General features: G+C 40.4%; 13 protein-coding genes. 7 read left to right on the forward strand and 6 right to left on the reverse strand.

Annotated features, from left to right (window positions below; genetic code table 11):
- The first annotated feature begins 5 nt into the window (after nucleotides 1–5).
- A complete protein-coding gene (locus N6H18_RS00195) occupies nucleotides 6–929 on the forward strand; it encodes a rhomboid family protein (protein WP_262309829.1) in 924 nt (307 codons plus the stop codon).
- Between the two features lie 103 nt (nucleotides 930–1032).
- Here N6H18_RS00195 and N6H18_RS00200 read toward each other — a convergent pair whose 3' ends face one another.
- Nucleotides 1033–1527 carry a DUF4494 domain-containing protein gene (locus N6H18_RS00200; RefSeq protein ID WP_262309830.1) on the reverse strand — a complete coding sequence of 165 codons (495 nt, stop codon included), beginning with the start codon at nucleotides 1525–1527 and terminating at the stop codon, nucleotides 1033–1035.
- 139 nt (nucleotides 1528–1666) lie between these two features.
- Between N6H18_RS00200 and N6H18_RS00205 the strand changes: the two genes are divergently transcribed.
- From N6H18_RS00205 to N6H18_RS00225, 5 genes are all read left to right on the forward strand, one after another.
- Nucleotides 1667–2215 carry a hypothetical protein gene (locus N6H18_RS00205; RefSeq protein WP_262309831.1) on the forward strand — a complete coding sequence of 183 codons (549 nt, stop codon included), beginning with the start codon at nucleotides 1667–1669 and terminating at the stop codon, nucleotides 2213–2215.
- A 238-nt stretch (nucleotides 2216–2453) separates the two neighbouring features.
- A complete protein-coding gene (locus N6H18_RS00210; protein WP_262309832.1) occupies nucleotides 2454–2621 on the forward strand; it encodes a hypothetical protein in 168 nt (55 codons plus the stop codon).
- A gap of 55 nt (nucleotides 2622–2676) precedes the next feature.
- A complete protein-coding gene (locus tag N6H18_RS00215) occupies nucleotides 2677–2844 on the forward strand; it encodes a hypothetical protein (RefSeq protein WP_262309833.1) in 168 nt (55 codons plus the stop codon).
- 55 nt (nucleotides 2845–2899) lie between these two features.
- Nucleotides 2900–3064 carry a hypothetical protein gene (locus N6H18_RS00220; RefSeq protein WP_262309834.1) on the forward strand — a complete coding sequence of 55 codons (165 nt, stop codon included), beginning with the start codon at nucleotides 2900–2902 and terminating at the stop codon, nucleotides 3062–3064.
- An 83-nt stretch (nucleotides 3065–3147) separates the two neighbouring features.
- Entirely contained in the window at nucleotides 3148–4206 is a 1059-nt protein-coding gene (locus N6H18_RS00225; RefSeq protein WP_262309835.1) for a tetratricopeptide repeat protein, read from the forward strand.
- Between the two features lie 17 nt (nucleotides 4207–4223).
- On the opposite strand, the gene N6H18_RS00230 is transcribed toward N6H18_RS00225, so the two are convergent.
- From N6H18_RS00230 to N6H18_RS00250, 5 genes are all read right to left on the reverse strand, one after another.
- Complete coding sequence (locus tag N6H18_RS00230; protein WP_262309836.1) at nucleotides 4224–5204, reverse strand: ROK family protein; 981 nt, start codon at nucleotides 5202–5204, stop codon at nucleotides 4224–4226.
- Between the two features lie 12 nt (nucleotides 5205–5216).
- On the reverse strand, nucleotides 5217–7022 hold the full coding sequence (locus N6H18_RS00235; RefSeq protein ID WP_262309837.1) for a sodium:solute symporter family protein: 1806 nt from the start codon (nucleotides 7020–7022) through the stop codon (nucleotides 5217–5219).
- A gap of 78 nt (nucleotides 7023–7100) precedes the next feature.
- Complete coding sequence (gene nagB / locus N6H18_RS00240) at nucleotides 7101–9053, reverse strand: glucosamine-6-phosphate deaminase (RefSeq protein ID WP_262309838.1); 1953 nt, start codon at nucleotides 9051–9053, stop codon at nucleotides 7101–7103.
- 316 nt (nucleotides 9054–9369) lie between these two features.
- Nucleotides 9370–10917 carry a SusD/RagB family nutrient-binding outer membrane lipoprotein gene (locus N6H18_RS00245; RefSeq protein ID WP_262309839.1) on the reverse strand — a complete coding sequence of 516 codons (1548 nt, stop codon included), beginning with the start codon at nucleotides 10915–10917 and terminating at the stop codon, nucleotides 9370–9372.
- A gap of 12 nt (nucleotides 10918–10929) precedes the next feature.
- Nucleotides 10930–13971 carry a SusC/RagA family TonB-linked outer membrane protein gene (locus tag N6H18_RS00250; protein WP_262309840.1) on the reverse strand — a complete coding sequence of 1014 codons (3042 nt, stop codon included), beginning with the start codon at nucleotides 13969–13971 and terminating at the stop codon, nucleotides 10930–10932.
- A 286-nt stretch (nucleotides 13972–14257) separates the two neighbouring features.
- Between N6H18_RS00250 and N6H18_RS00255 the strand changes: the two genes are divergently transcribed.
- Nucleotides 14258–15334: a sensor histidine kinase gene (locus N6H18_RS00255; RefSeq protein WP_262309841.1), complete on the forward strand. Its 1077-nt coding sequence runs from the start codon at nucleotides 14258–14260 to the stop codon at nucleotides 15332–15334.
- Nucleotide 15335 lies beyond the last annotated feature (1 nt).

Genomic DNA, 15335 nt, shown 5'->3' on the forward strand with positions numbered 1-15335 from the left:
TATCTATGGATAATTTACTTGATGATTTCAAAAACGCATGGAGGAGACCAAACAATGCTCTGCCGCAAATCATCATTATCAATGTGGTTATTTTTCTGGTACTAGCAGTACTTAACATTTTCGGGAAAATCGCAGGTGTAGAGTTTATTTCGAATTTTGTGTACGATCAGTTTAGCATCCCTCCTGCTTTTGCAGATTTCATTCAGCGACCATGGACGCTTATCACTTATGCTTTCGCGCATAGCCTGAACAGCATTTTTCATATCCTGTTCAACATGCTCGTTTTGTACTGGTTTGGCAAATTAATCGTTGAGTATCTGGGCAATCAAAAACTCATCAACCTATACGTACTTGGTGCACTGGCGGGTGGCATTATCTATCTCTTAGTTTACAATTTGATCCCCTACTACATCGACAGGTCCAATTTCCCAGGAATGGTAGGAGCCTCTGCGGCAGTCTATGCCATCACGTTAGCAGCAGCAACCCTACTACCCAATTACACCTTTTATCTGATGTTTTTAGGCCCTGTCAAGATCAAGTACATCGCAGGATTCTATATCTTGATTTCGTTTTTGGGTACTGTGGGAGGCAATGCTGGAGGCAATATAGCACATTTGGGAGGTGCTTTTATCGGCTATGTCTATATCAAGCAGTTGCAATCTGGAACGGACTGGGGTCTATGGATTGGTGGCGTGATGTCATTTTTCAAGAGCTTGTTTACCAAACAAGCTCCTATCAAAGTGTCTCACAAGAGAGCTAAAACGGAAAATCGAAGCGCTACAACTAGTAAGACTACATCAAGCACAGGACACAACATCGCCAACCAAGCGGAGATTGATGCGATTTTGGACAAAATATCGCAATCTGGCTATGAAAGCCTGAGCAAAGAAGAAAAGCAAAAACTATTTAATGCTAGTAACAAGAGTTGAATACGAGAGTAGAATTAAGAACCAAGAGTCAAGACAGAAAGTGAATCAGTTTTGTAGTCCTCGCTCCAATCCTGTGTCTTGGTTCTTTATCTAATGTAAAAAATCATTCAGTTTCTACCTCTTCTTCTATTTCAGAGAGAGGTTTCAAGTTATCAGGAATTTCTTCTTCCTCTGCGTCGTAAGGGTAAACTTCCACCACATTGGTTTTTGCTATTGATGGAATTTCGAAAGGCACTAGCATAGAATTCAAACTATCACTCACTCGATCAAAGGCATGCTTTAGGTCTTCAGCATTCACTAAGAAGTAGGTGTTTACATTTACTTCCTTGCCACTATCACCATCTACACTAGAGTAAGTCACTTTTGCCTTGTACCAATAATCAGCATCTTCAAAATGGATTAATTCACCGATGTTGGTTTTGGAGATATTGGTAACGGCAAACTCGCCACTGACATCTCGCTCCATCGCAGCATAAATACGCGACTCAGCCTCAGTATAACTCATGGCATCCACCAAGAAAACATCTGTGGTTTGTTTCATGATTCCTTCGTCATTCACCTTACCATACTTCACTTTGCACGAATACCATATTTTCATTCTTGTAGCTTATTAATTTAATAAATTGATTTTGCAGGACTCAAAAGTAGACCTTAGCAAAGCTAAATTCCAACAAACTTAAAATCATCAGCAAACTATTTTCTATTTTTACTCTTCACAAAATGAAAATCAAACAGTTATGAGAATAATTTTCTTTGCTCTATTAATTATCAGCTTCAACAGCTTAGCTCAAGTCGGTGGTGTATTTCCAGACATGGCAACAGAATCCCTAACCAACAACATGATTGATCTCCCTTCTCAAATCAAAGGTAAGTATGCTTTGATCGGCTTGGCCTATTCCAAAAAGGCAGAAGAAGATTTGCAACACTGGTTTTCACCAGTTTACAACAACTTCATTCACAAATCAGAGACACCTAATCCATTTAAGTTTGAATATGACATCAATACATACTTCATTCCTATGCTCACTGGCGCCAAAAGACCTGCCTATAAAAACACAATGAAAAAAGTGCAGGAAACTGTTGACCCTAGGCTTAGACCACATGTATTGTTTTATGAAGGAACTATGAATCAATACAGAAACCTGCTCAAACTAGAGGAATCTGATCTACCCTACTTTTTCATATTAGATCCTGATGGCGTGATCATTCATACTGCACAAGGAAGGTACACGGATAAGAAGATGCAAGAAATCATCAATGCCCTCGCTCCCTCACTTAAAAACTAAAGTACAATTCACACAATTGGAAAAGCGTGTAATGATAGCATCCAACTTATAGTACGGACTTTCTTATAAACACAGAATAAAAAAAGCTGGCTAATGTCAGCTTTTTTTATGCACTTATATCAAGAATCTACAATTCGTTCATTAATCATGAAAAAAAATAAAAATATTATACAACCGTTGCATGTAATATAAAATATTATACACATATTTGCTTATTAACTAACTAAATATCAATTAGATGAAACTTATAAAAGCAGTATTAGTAGTATTTACCATCCTCACTTTAGCATCAGCTTGTAGCCAGGAAGAAGATTTGGTTTTCCCATCTATTGACACGAAAGAAGCAACTGGTGGTGCGAGTGGAGACAGAGATAACGGAAAAACACCTCCTGTCCCTTCTAATTAGAATCAACCAGACATTACTCTAGCTAAAAACATGACAAGAACTAAATAATCAAAAGATGAAATTTATAAAAGCAGCATTAGTAGTATTTACCATCCTGACTTTAACATCAGCTTGTAGCCAAGAAGAAGATTTGATACTCCCATCTATTGACACGAAAGAAGCAACTGGTGGTGCGAGTGGAGACAGAGATAACGGAAAAACACCTCCTGTCCCTTCTAATTAGAATCAACCAGACGTTACTCTAGCTAAAAACATAACAAGAACTAAATAATCAAAAGATGAAATTTATAAAAGCAGTATTAATAGCATTTACCATCCTTACTTTAGCATCAGCTTGTAGTCAAGAAGAAGATTTGATTTTACCATCTATTGACACGAAAGAAGCAACTGGCGGTGCTAGTGGAGATAGAGACAACGGAAAAACTCCTCCAATTCCTTCTTGATTTTACAATTCTTTAAAAAGAATACAAAGCAATAAAGGTAAATTAAGTAGAATTCTTCCTCTACTTAATTTACCTTTATTGCTATGAAGAAAAAAATTGGTCTCTTTTCGCTTCTTTTTTTAATGGGGTCAATTGCCTGTATTTATTTTTTTAGAGGTAAGACAGGCTCTTTACCTATAGACTTGAAAGAATCAAGTAATAGGATGATTGGGGGTCAATATGATTCTGCCATTTTTTATGCGAAGAAGATAATAGCTAATTCAAACAGTGCTTACAATCAGCTTTACGCATTCAGCATCATAGGATATAGCTGGTTTGAACAAGGAGAATTAGATTCTGCTTTATTCTATTATTCCAAGGCTTTAACATTTGAAAGCACAACCAATCCAGGGCTTAAAGCAAGTTCTTTGAACATGATTGGTTTAATTCTTCAAGAAAAACAAACTCACGATAAATCCATCAAGTATTTTAGAGAATCCATATCTCTTTATGAAACAATAAATAGTAAACAGTTACCAATCGTTTACTACAACCTTGCCTACAACCAAAGTCAAACCAACAACATAGAATGCATAGAATCGTATTACAAAGCACTGGAATACGCTTCTGATTTTAAAGATTTAAAATATGAAGCATACTGCCTTTCGGACCTCGGCAATCTCATGCTAGAGACTAAAAACTACAATTCTGCGATAGAATACTTCCTTGCCTCACTCGATAATGAATATGCCAAAAATCATCCAAGAAGAAAAGCGGTAGCTCTACAGGGATTAGGGGAATCAGAATTTTACACCAGAGACTACAGTAGCGCCAAAGTACATGCCTTGGAAGCCTTGAAACTCAAAATGGAAAACGGGTATGAAGAGTTTCTTTTTACGTCATATTTGTTACTGGGTCGTATTTACAGAGAAACGAATGAACTAGAAGAAGCGGAAAACAATTTCAAGAGAGCAATTATTTATTATCCTTACAACGAACGCAATAAAAAGAACGTGGCTGTTTTTAAGGAATTGGGAGATGTAGAACTTCAGCTTGGTAAACTCAAACAAAGTGAATACTACAATCAAATTCATTTTGAAGAACTGGAAAGGCAATTGGACGAAAGAAAACAAGCACACAATCTAAAAATAATTGCCATCTAAGAATGTGCTTCCATACCTTAAGCTAAGACTTCTTTGGAATCTTGCTCGTATTGATACACCAAACTAGCCGCTCCAACTATGGCAGCATTGGCACCTTCTAGCTGTGAAGGCAGGATCTTGACCTCTGCTTTGTAAATATTGAGCATATTGGCATCCATGTACTTCTTGGTAGGTTCAAAAATCAAATCACCCGCAGATGCCAATCCTCCAAAAAGAAAAACCGCCTCAGGATTAACAATAGAAACCATGTTGGCCAATTGACGGCCTAGAATTTTACCCGTAGTAACAAATGCTTTCTTGGCAATTTCATCTCCATCCAATGCGGCCTGCGCAATATCCTTTGCTTCTAATTGATCGAAAGGCACAGCACTCAATCTACTTTGCTCCCCCTGACTGGCTAACAAATGAAGATAGGTTCTTTTGATCCCAGTGGCTGAAACATAAGTCTCCAGACATCCTTTCCTTCCACATTTACAGGCACGACCTCCTCCCTTGCCCTTGATCAATACATGTCCTAGCTCGGCAGCAAGGCTCTCAGCACCTATCAGCAACCGTCCTCCTGTGACTATACCACTTCCGAGTCCTGTTCCCAGTGTAATCATCACAAAATCCTTCATCCCCTTTGCAGCACCAAAGATCATCTCACCCATAGTGGCGGCATTGGCATCATTGCTTAACACCACTGGCACATTCAGCTCAGCTGTCAACAACTCCACGAGAGGTAAGCTACCCTTCCATGGCAAATTAGAAGCATCTGTGATGCACCCAGTGTAGAAATTTCCTCCTGGTGCCCCCACTCCCACTCCTGCAATTTCATAATCAGGATAGGCTAGTAACCATTGCTTAACAATTTTGCTCAGCGTAGTGATAAACTCTGCAAATGTGTGCTCTCCTGTTGTACTGATTTTTTCTTCAATTATCACCTCCCCTAAGGAATCGACAAGTCCCAACTTGGTACCTGTCCCTCCTATATCTATTCCTACAATCAGACGCTTCATCCCTTCCTTCGTTTAGTTCAAATTGAGCTTGCTCATTACTTTAAACAATGCTACCGTACCCACTGTAGCAACAATAGCCAATATGATCCCTTGCAGCATGTTGCCATATACGAATCCCCCAATCGCAAAAAGAGAAGAATATATCACAGTACAACCAATAAATATCAACAGTACCTGTCGTGGCATTTGCCAAACAACCCCCTCATTGTCATCACAAGGCTGACCATCAGCAATGGCTTCATCCACTACTTTTTTCCATCCTGGCCCACCTGGCTTGGTCAATTTATAAAATGCTCTGAGTACTTCTTTATCCTCTGGAGCAGTAAATAAAGCAGTTGCTAGCCATGTCACCGTAACAGCTCCTGTAGTAATTAGAATCTTCATGGTCATCCCATCCAGTAGCTCTGTGGCCACCATCGCATCATCAACAAACAATGTCAATACAACCGCCATAACAGTTGCCAGAATCATCGCAACAATCTCAGTAAGTGCGTTGATTCTCCACCAAAACCACCTCAGGAGATAAATTGCACCTGAACCTGCTCCTGACAACAAGAGAATATTGAAAGCGTCAGTGGCATTGTCCAAAATAGTCAGAGACAAAGTACCTGCCAGAATCATCAATACTACAGTTGTCATTCTACCCATGGCCACCATTTGCTTTTCGGTTGCATCAGGCTTGGCAAATCGCTTGTAAAAATCATTGACAAAATAAGATGAACCCCAGTTGAGATGAGTACCTATTGTGGACATGTAAGCAGCTATAATAGAAGCAACCACCAGACCCAACCATCCAGTGCCCAATTTAGACAGCATCACAGGGTAGGCAATATCATCCTTGAGATAGGTAGGGTCAATGTTTGGGAACTCAGCTTGAATAGAAGCCATGTCGGGATAAATAACAATAGATGCAAGTGCCACAATGATCCATGGCCATGGTCTCAACGCATAATGAGCGAAGTTGAAAAGCAAGGTAGCTCCCACTGCATTTTTTTCATCTTTGGCAGAAAGCATGCGTTGAGCGATGTAGCCTCCTCCACCTGGTTCTGCACCAGGATACCACACCGCCCACCATTGCACTGCAATTGGAAATAACAACAATGGAACCCAAACAGAAGGATCTGTAAAATCTGGTATAACACTCAATTTGGACTGAACAGCTGGATGCGTGATCAAATTGGCTAAACCGTTAACCTCTGGTTGTTGCAGTGCAACATAGGCTGCATAGACAGCTCCAAACATAGCAATACCATACTGAAAAAAGTCTGCCCATACTACCCCTTTTATTCCTCCCAAAGAGGCATACAACACCACAACAATCGATGCACCCACTACAATCACCCAAGGCTCTAATCCTAGCATGACCCCACCAATTTTAATGGCCGCCAAGGTCACTGAACCCATGATCAGGCAGTTGAAAAATACACCTAGGTAAATAGCTCTAAAACCTCTGAGGAAAGATGCTTTTTTACCTCCATATCTGATTTCATAAAATTCTAAATCTGTATTGACAGCTGATTTTCTCCACAGACGAGCGTAAATAAATACTGTAACCATACCAGTGATCAAAAATGCCCACCAAGCCCAGTTTTTCACTACACCATTTTCTCTGACAAAACCTGTAACCAAATTGGGTGTATCTGCAGAAAAGGTACAGGCTACCATAGAAATCCCTAGCAACCACCAAGGCATACCTCGTCCTCCTAGAAAAAACTCACTAGAACTTTCCCCAGCAGAGAGTGAGGCCTTCCAACCAATCCCTAATACAATGAGGAAAAACACCCCAATAATCACCCAATCTATCGTCTCTAATAACATAATTCAGAATTCAAATTTTAAACTGATTAACCTCAAACCTACGCATTACTATGCATAAGCCCTCATAGTATTTGTCACCTAGTAGTGGTAGCGCACGAAACCTTCAATAGCCTCATACTCTGGTAGACCTAACACGTCATATTCTTTAGCGGTAGCTCTGTTTCGATCTTCTGATCTCTGCCAAAACTCACGATCGTCTTCTCCTTGAAACACTACCCCATCTTTTTGAGATTGGTGTCTCCAAATAGCTACCCTTTTCTTCATTAGTTCCTCTGGGCTAATAGGCACAGCCATTTCGATCTCGTCGATTGGAAACTCATGCCAAGCACCTCTGTATAACCACATCCAGCAGTCTTTCATGAATTTCTCAGGCTTCAATTGTTCCACGGCAGCAAATATCCCTTTGAGACAAACCTCGTGCGTACCGTGTGGATCCGCCAAATCACCTGCTGCGTATATTTGATGGGGCTTTATTTCTTCAATCAGATCCTTGATGATTTTGACATCTGCATCACCTAAAGGATTCTTCTCAACTTTTCCTGTTTCATAAAAAGGCAAATCTAGATAATGCACTTGACTGTCAGGGATTCCATAGTATCTACAAGCACTGATAGCCTCTCCTCTACGGATCAATCCTTTGATCTTTCTTACATCTACAGGCAGTACATCTTTGTTGGTATTGGATTTGAGTTGTTTGAACAACTTATCAAACACCTTGTCATCGGCCTTTTCGCCAGCAGCATACTCATACAAGTTTTTGGCAAACTCGGCGAAACGATAAGCTTCATGATCTGCAACAGCAATATTTCCTGATGTTTGGTATGCCACATGTACTTCGTGTCCTTGATCTACCAATCTCAAGAAAGTGCCACCCATGGAGATCACATCATCATCTGGATGAGGAGAGAAAATAATGATTCGCTTCTTAGCTGGATTAGCTCTTTCTGGTCTGTGGCTATCATCCGCATTGGGCTTACCTCCTGGCCAGCCAGTGATAGTATGTTGGAAATGGTTGAACATTTTGATATTCACTTGATACGATCCCCCTTCACCCAGAATATTTGACATGCCATTGTCATTGTAGTCTCTGTCGGTCAATTTGAGTATTGGTTTTTTCACTTTTTGACTCAACCATACGACTGCCTTTCTCTTCAATGCCTCAGTCCATTCGCATTCGCCAACTAGCCAAGGAGTTTGTATCCGAGTGAGGTTCAAAGCTGCCGATTCATCCATTACAAAAGAGACATCCTTGTGTTGCTGGAGGAAAGTAGCTGGCACATCAGATGACATTTCACCCTCAACTGTTTTCTTTACGATCTCAGCTTTTTTCATTCCCCAAGCTAGAATCACGACACGCTTGGCATTGAGGATCGTACCCACACCCATGGTCACAGCTTTGGTAGGCACATCAGCCATGCTACTAAATGCAAAGGCGTTGTCTTGAATGGTAAGGTGATCTAGTGTGATCATTCGGGTCAAAGAATTGATCTTAGAACCAGGCTCATTGAATCCAATGTGACCTGTACGTCCAATTCCTAAAAGCTGGAAATCCAAGCCTCCGTAGCTCTCAATTTTTTCTTCATACTGAGTACATGCCTCTGACATGTGCTCGTAGGGAACTTTACCATTAGGGATGTTGATATTCTCGGCAAGGATGTCCACATGATCGAAAAGATGGTGATGCATGAAATAGATGTAACTCTGAACATCTGACTTGCTGAGTCCGTAGTACTCATCGAGATTGAATGAAACCACATTTCGAAAACTCAAGCCTTCTTCCCTGTGCATGCGAATCAGTTCTTTGTACACTTTGATAGGTGAAGAACCCGTAGCTAGCCCTAGCACACACTTTTCATTTTTTTCTGTCTTGTACCTGATCAATGCAGCGATTTCGTGCGCTACAATTTTAGATGCCTCTTCGGCATCTGTGAATATCTCTGAATGAATTTTTTCAAATTTGGTGGATTCCAAAGTACTCCACTCTTTTCGGCTGATTCGCTTCATCTTAGGTCTCTCTTCTGTTGTGATCATGACTTTTCAAACTCTCTAAATGTACGAAAAACTAGCCGGATCTTAATTGACAATTTTGACTAAAAATGCTTCGCTAAAACTAAAATCCGGCTTTGTTTTCTCTCTAAACTCTAAAAGTATCAACTACTAATAATTAATTAAAACTAGCTCTATTCAGCAGGCTTACGAAAAAAAATAGCTAAAGCGGGAGCTTTTAAAGCTAAACGACTAGGATACAAATATAAGCAAATAAATAAAATGTGTGCGCGCACACTATAATAAATAAAAAGAGTCATGTTGCCATGACTCTTTTTATTATCAACTAATCTGTAATTACTTACTTAGACCACCAGTGCTTTCTGCCTTCATGGTCTTGGCTAGCTACTGCTGCATAGTTGTCTGGATTTAATATTTTTTGCGAAGTAGGGTACTTCACTCTTTGTACAGGTGTTCCTGCTGGTACATTGGTATTCAACTGAACACCATAGTCCACAACAGGAAGTCCCAATCTTCTCAAATCAGCCCATGCTTCCCATCCATTGTCAGGATATCCACCAAGATACTTCTGAGCCATAACTTTCTCTAAGTCAGTACCTTTTCCGTCTCCCCATGATGCAGAAATCCCCATACCGTTTTCTTCTCCAGAAGCCAAATAGGTAGCAGATGAGCTAAGTCCCCAGTACTCAAATGAAGCAGCTACTCCGCTTTCGTAAGCTGATTGAGCTGTTACACCCATATTCCAGCCGTTCAATGCACCTTCTGCTCTCAAGAACCAAACCTCCGAGATCGGCATAATCGTCCATGTACGGTTGTTATCTCCATTGAATTCACCTCTCAATGTCACGTTGATACGAGAGTTGTTTTGTGCAAAATTGGATGGATCAGCTCTTTCGGTAGCATTCAAGCCTGCAGCAATTCCAGCCCATCTGCCATCAAAACCTTCAGCTCTGTCTACAGTATTTTGATCAGATGTACCAAAGATAATCGTCGCTCTAGGATCAACCATCGCTGGATAGTTGATAGCAGCAGCTCCTACGTCAGCTGTATTAAATGCCAACCCGCCGATACCAATTGTCAAGTCATAAAAAGTCTTGCTCATAGCAACACCGTTACCTGGACCCCACCAGAAATAGTAGTTGTAGCTATAGCCCTCGCCCCAAAGCTGCGTGTTAGCATACATAGTAGGCATATTGGCAAGACTCTCTAATACACCTCCAGCTACTGCTGCTTCGGCGTGCGTCTTGGCCAAAGCTGCGTCTACACCAGATACTCTCATCGCCAATCTCAATCTCAACGAGTTGCCAAATTTGCTCCACTTGGCCAAATCACCGTTGTAAATTGGGTCGCTAAACATAGCCAAATCAGGATTTATGCTTGAAACAGCCTCTTCCAATTGGCTCAGCATATCTTTGTAAATACTCTCTTCAGTGTCATAAACACCATCTATGACATTTGAATATGGAATATCTCCCATCAAATCAACCGCACGATGTGTGATCCACACTCTCCAGATTTTCATGACAGCCACGGAATTCACATAACTCTCATTGTCACCATACTGATTAATAAGGATACTAAGAGAATTGAACCATCTGTAGTGGTTGTCCCAGTAGAGTGACGTCCATCCGTCTTCTGAGTTTCCTTGGTAGGAACCAAAACCAGTACCTGTATAATACTGAGCAAACATGTCTACATACAGGTTATGAATCCTTTGGTGTAGTTCTGCTGCAAGGCATGCTTCCTTAAACACACTACCTACTTTGAGACCTGGATCGACATTTTCAGCCAATGGATTGTTGGGGTCTGTATTTAATTCTTCCCAGTCCGAACATGCACTGAACATCAAGGTCAATGCAAGTACACTTGTTAATATTTTTACTTTCATGATATCCGTATTTTAGAATTGAAGTTTCAAATTAAAGCCTATTGTGGCAGTTCTAATTGCACTGTAGGCTTCCGCTCCTTGTTGGTTAGAGGTGGTATAAGCATACGGAGGTATTCCGTTTAGTTTGCTACCAAATGTTGCTAGGTTTCTACCTACCAGACTCAAAGAAGCACCACGGATACCTGAGTTTCCAAACTTAGAAGATGGAATACTGTATCCCACTGTAAGTTCTCTAAGGTTAACTTCTGATTTGTCATATACCCACTCCGAATCAATTGTAGAAAGTGATGTCCAATACTGCTGAGCAGTCATGGTTCCAGTCATCTCAGCACCATTGGCATCTACGCCAGTGATAGTGTATTCGGCTCTGTCGTTTTCAGCAGTCACTGCACTAGTACCTGCTGCTGCTGCTTGTGAGTTTGTGAGTGAATAAATATCACCACCTTTCATGTAATCAAATAAGATAGAGAATGAAACAGTACCGAAATCACCTGTATAGCTAGCTGACCCTGTGATACCAGCATTCCAATCTGGGTTGAAATTACCCATTTTCACTCGCTCAGTGCTTCTCTGAAATTGACCATCTCCATTCAATATCAATTGACCATTGTCATCTTTCAAGAAGGTGTAGCCATAGATATCTCCATAAGCTCCGCCTTCTTCAGCCACTACCTGTACCAAACCATCTCCGATCAAATAGGTATCTAGACCTTCATGAAGTTCGATGATTTTATTGATGTTTTTCGCCCAGTTCAAACCAACATTGGCTTTGAATGCCTGAGTATTCACCAAACCGATATTCAAACCTACTTCGTGACCTGAGTTTTGCATGTTTCCAGCATTGACCATTTCATGTGTAAAACCTGTAGCAGGATTGACAGGAATAGGCATAATTTGATCTACAGTATTGTTGTGATAGTAGGTATATGCCAGAGTGAATCTATTGTTGAACAAGTTCAAATCTGCTCCAACCTCTTTTGATTTAACCAACTCTCTTTTCAACTCATTATTCGGCTTAGTAGTAGGCTGAGCTGCACCTGATTGAGTGATTGTATTGGTCAATTGCAACGAATATGGTTCTGCGTCCTTACCTGCTACAGCATATGATCCACGTACTTTTGCCAAACTTATCCATGATGGTATCCCATCGAAACTGTCAGAAATCACCCAGCTCAAACCGATCGATGGGTAGTCATAGTTTCTATTGTCCTCTGGCAAGGTAGATGACCAGTCAATTCTTTCAGTAATATCAAGGAACAACATCTCTTTGAATGACAACTGTGCCATACCAAACACAGAGTTCATAGATTTTCTGTAGATGTATTCTGCAGCATCTTTGTCTGATGAGTTGTTGATAGAATAAAAATCAGGGACAACTAGACCATTGGCGCTAGAGGTTTGAGAGTAACTCTTAGCCTCCAATAAATTACCTCCCAATGTCATGCTAAATTTTAATCCTCCTGTAATCTCTATAGGCTTTAACATCCCCATAAACTCAACGTTGGTTTCTGTAGAACTCGTAAGAATTTGTTTTACATCACCAGAATTAAACCAATATGGAACACCTGTACCTAATTGATCTCTTTGTCTCATGTCATAATGATCCATACCATATCTCACATGGAAGGTCAAGTGATCACCTAGATTGTAGATCAATTTTCCATAACCAATGAATCTATTTCTAGCATCCTCGTTGGTATTGTAGGCAGTAGTAAAATATGGGTTCAATATCACTCCTCCATTTGCATTCCAACGAAGTGGTGCATAGGTCACATCATCGCGCACATTGTTTTCCAAGTCTGAGTAACTAATGCTACGTGGCATGATTGCATACGAGTAATATGGATTATCAGGGTCTCTTGCCAATTTGATCCTGTTTTCACCCTGCGTATTGTTATAGTTCATGCTAAACTCTGTTTCAAAGGACTTGCCTAGTTTGGTTCCTCCTTTCAAAGCAGCATTTATCTTTTTGATGTTACTCGTAGGGAAGACACCTTTGTTGTAAGTATATCCTACAGAGGCTCTGATGTTCTTCACATCATCCGCAGCATACATTTCAATGGTGTTGACTGTACTTAAGCCATTCTGCAAGAAGTCACGAATATCGTTATCTTTTGCTTCCATAGGCTTGGTTTCTCCAGTCCAATCTGTTATCTCCTGACCTGTCATTTCAGGTCCCCAGCTCGCACCAGATGTAGGATCAAATACACCTAGACTCCCTTGACCATATTTATTCTGCATTTCGAGGTATTCCCTTGGGATCTCTACTACAGTATTTGAATTGAAAGAAACTCCACTTGTACCTGATTTGGCACTTTTGGTGGTGATCATGATGACACCATTACCCGCTCTAGATCCGTATAGGGCAGACGCAGCTGGGCCTTTCAAGACAGACACGCTCTCTACGTCATCCATGTTGATATCATTGAGTCCGTTACCATAGTCAATTTGTCTATCTCCCCAAGTGTTGTCGGTTGCAGCTCCCATGTTGTCTATCGGCACACCATCTACTACGATGAGTGGTTGGTTGTTTCCAGACAAAAAGCTATTTCCACGGATGGTCACTTTAGAAGAACCTCCCATTCCAGAACCAGATGGAGAAACACTCACACCAGGTACCTTTCCTGACAAGTTGTTTACAATGTTGGATTCTCTTGCCATAGCTAGCTCATCACCATCTACTTGTGCCGCAGCATAAGAAAGTGAACGCTCTTCTCTGACAATACCCAATGCAGTCACTACTACTTCGTCTAGTTGCTCTACATCAGCCACCATTGCTACATCAATTACTGATTTGGATCCAACTGCTTGTTCTGAATTCACATATCCAATAAATGAAAACACCAAAACGTCAGATTCTGATACTTCTAAGCTATAAGCTCCATTCATATCACTTACCGTACCTGTGGAAGTGCCCTTCACTAGTACATTGACTCCTGGCAAAGTTGCTCCATCCGCAGAATCGGTCAACTTACCAGATACCGTGCGAGTCTGAGCTTGTACGAACAATGTCGTGCAAAGCGCCAAACTCATCATGAGTATTCTTTTAATCATAGATTTAAAATTTAAGATTTAGTAATCGTTTTTTGATTTTAACAATCTAATGTTCGTTACTAAATCATGAAATGGATAATAATTTAGCTAAATGGCATGAATTTGCCCCTGAACGATAGAAAGTGCGCTAAAACCTTCAAAAAGCGCATTTAGGATGCAATGACCTACATTTATCCCCCATACAGCTATATCGCATGCTAATCTAGATTTAAGTTTTTATTATGCATAGTTTATGTACATCCTTGAACTATAATTATCTAAATTGGCAAACTCTAACATTTATATATTGAACAATCGCTCGATAAATGTGCCCTCCTATTTGGGATTCCTAAGCAATCCCTTCATACAGCACGCATTGTTCTGGATCATTTACTTTGCGTTCAATTGGATTCGCTGGGGCAGTTTCTTTGACGACTATGTGTATTCCTTCAAATCCAATCTCGTAGAGTTCCCTTTGCACATAGCTTTGGTGTATTTTACGGTGTACTTTCTGATGCCTCGATTATTACCTGATAAAATTGGCTGGTTCATAATTGCGCTATTTGGAGTCACCTTATTTATCTCCTATCTCAAAATCATCATCACCTTCATCGCTGTGACGACTGATATATATAAAGAAGCCAACCGGACAGATATCGGGATTTTTGATTTTGTATATGTAGCCGATGTATTTATTGGAGAATTGTATGTAGTCGCAGTGGCCATCTCTGTCAAAATCACCATTGACTGGATTGCATATAAAAACAAAGCCAACGAACTGGTAAAAACCAACCTAGAAACTGAACTAGCATTTTTGAAATCTCAGATTCAACCTCACTTCTTCTTCAATACGCTCAACAACCTGTACTCACTCACACTAGACAAGTCGGACAAAGCACCCTACACGGTACTCAAACTCTCCGAACTGATGAGCTACGTGATCTATGACGCCAAACAAAAAAGAGTGCCACTCATCAATGAAATCAAACACATCCAAAACTACCTGGATTTGGAGATGCTCCGGTATGGCGATAAACTGGAGATCGATTTGGCAATCTCTGGTGATATAGAAGGGAAGAGGATACCCCCGGTACTCTTATTGCCATTCATCGAAAATAGCTTCAAGCATGGTACCAAAGCAGATAGTGAAACCATTCCCATTGATATTTCTTTGGAAGTGATTGATAATATGCTGACCTTTTCGACCGAGAACCTCAGATCAAAGGCTGATACATTGGACAATGGTTTGGAAAACTACAAACAAGGTGTAGGGATGACCAATACAAAAAGACGTCTGAACCTAGTCTATGGTGACAAACACAGCATGAATATCATAGAGACTGAGGATAAATATAAGATTGTACTGAAAATTCCATTGGACTAAA

Source organism: Reichenbachiella agarivorans (assembly GCF_025502585.1).
Classification (GTDB): domain Bacteria; phylum Bacteroidota; class Bacteroidia; order Cytophagales; family Cyclobacteriaceae; genus Reichenbachiella; species Reichenbachiella agarivorans.

What these genes read in the sequence shown, in the direction of transcription:
- N6H18_RS00220 (WP_262309834.1), top strand. Translation starts at nt 2,900, where the DNA reads ATGAAATTTATAAAAGCAGTATTAATAGCATTTACCATCCTTACTTTA.
- N6H18_RS00230 (WP_262309836.1), bottom strand. Translation starts at nt 5,204, where the DNA reads ATGAAGCGTCTGATTGTAGGAATAGATATAGGAGGGACAGGTACCAAG.
- N6H18_RS00195 (WP_262309829.1), top strand. Translation starts at nt 6, where the DNA reads ATGGATAATTTACTTGATGATTTCAAAAACGCATGGAGGAGACCAAAC.
- nagB (WP_262309838.1), bottom strand. Translation starts at nt 9,053, where the DNA reads ATGATCACAACAGAAGAGAGACCTAAGATGAAGCGAATCAGCCGAAAA.
- N6H18_RS00200 (WP_262309830.1), bottom strand. Translation starts at nt 1,527, where the DNA reads ATGAAAATATGGTATTCGTGCAAAGTGAAGTATGGTAAGGTGAATGAC.
- N6H18_RS00250 (WP_262309840.1), bottom strand. Translation starts at nt 13,971, where the DNA reads ATGATTAAAAGAATACTCATGATGAGTTTGGCGCTTTGCACGACATTG.
- N6H18_RS00225 (WP_262309835.1), top strand. Translation starts at nt 3,148, where the DNA reads ATGAAGAAAAAAATTGGTCTCTTTTCGCTTCTTTTTTTAATGGGGTCA.
- N6H18_RS00205 (WP_262309831.1), top strand. Translation starts at nt 1,667, where the DNA reads ATGAGAATAATTTTCTTTGCTCTATTAATTATCAGCTTCAACAGCTTA.
- N6H18_RS00245 (WP_262309839.1), bottom strand. Translation starts at nt 10,917, where the DNA reads ATGAAAGTAAAAATATTAACAAGTGTACTTGCATTGACCTTGATGTTC.
- N6H18_RS00210 (WP_262309832.1), top strand. Translation starts at nt 2,454, where the DNA reads ATGAAACTTATAAAAGCAGTATTAGTAGTATTTACCATCCTCACTTTA.
- N6H18_RS00235 (WP_262309837.1), bottom strand. Translation starts at nt 7,022, where the DNA reads ATGTTATTAGAGACGATAGATTGGGTGATTATTGGGGTGTTTTTCCTC.
- N6H18_RS00215 (WP_262309833.1), top strand. Translation starts at nt 2,677, where the DNA reads ATGAAATTTATAAAAGCAGCATTAGTAGTATTTACCATCCTGACTTTA.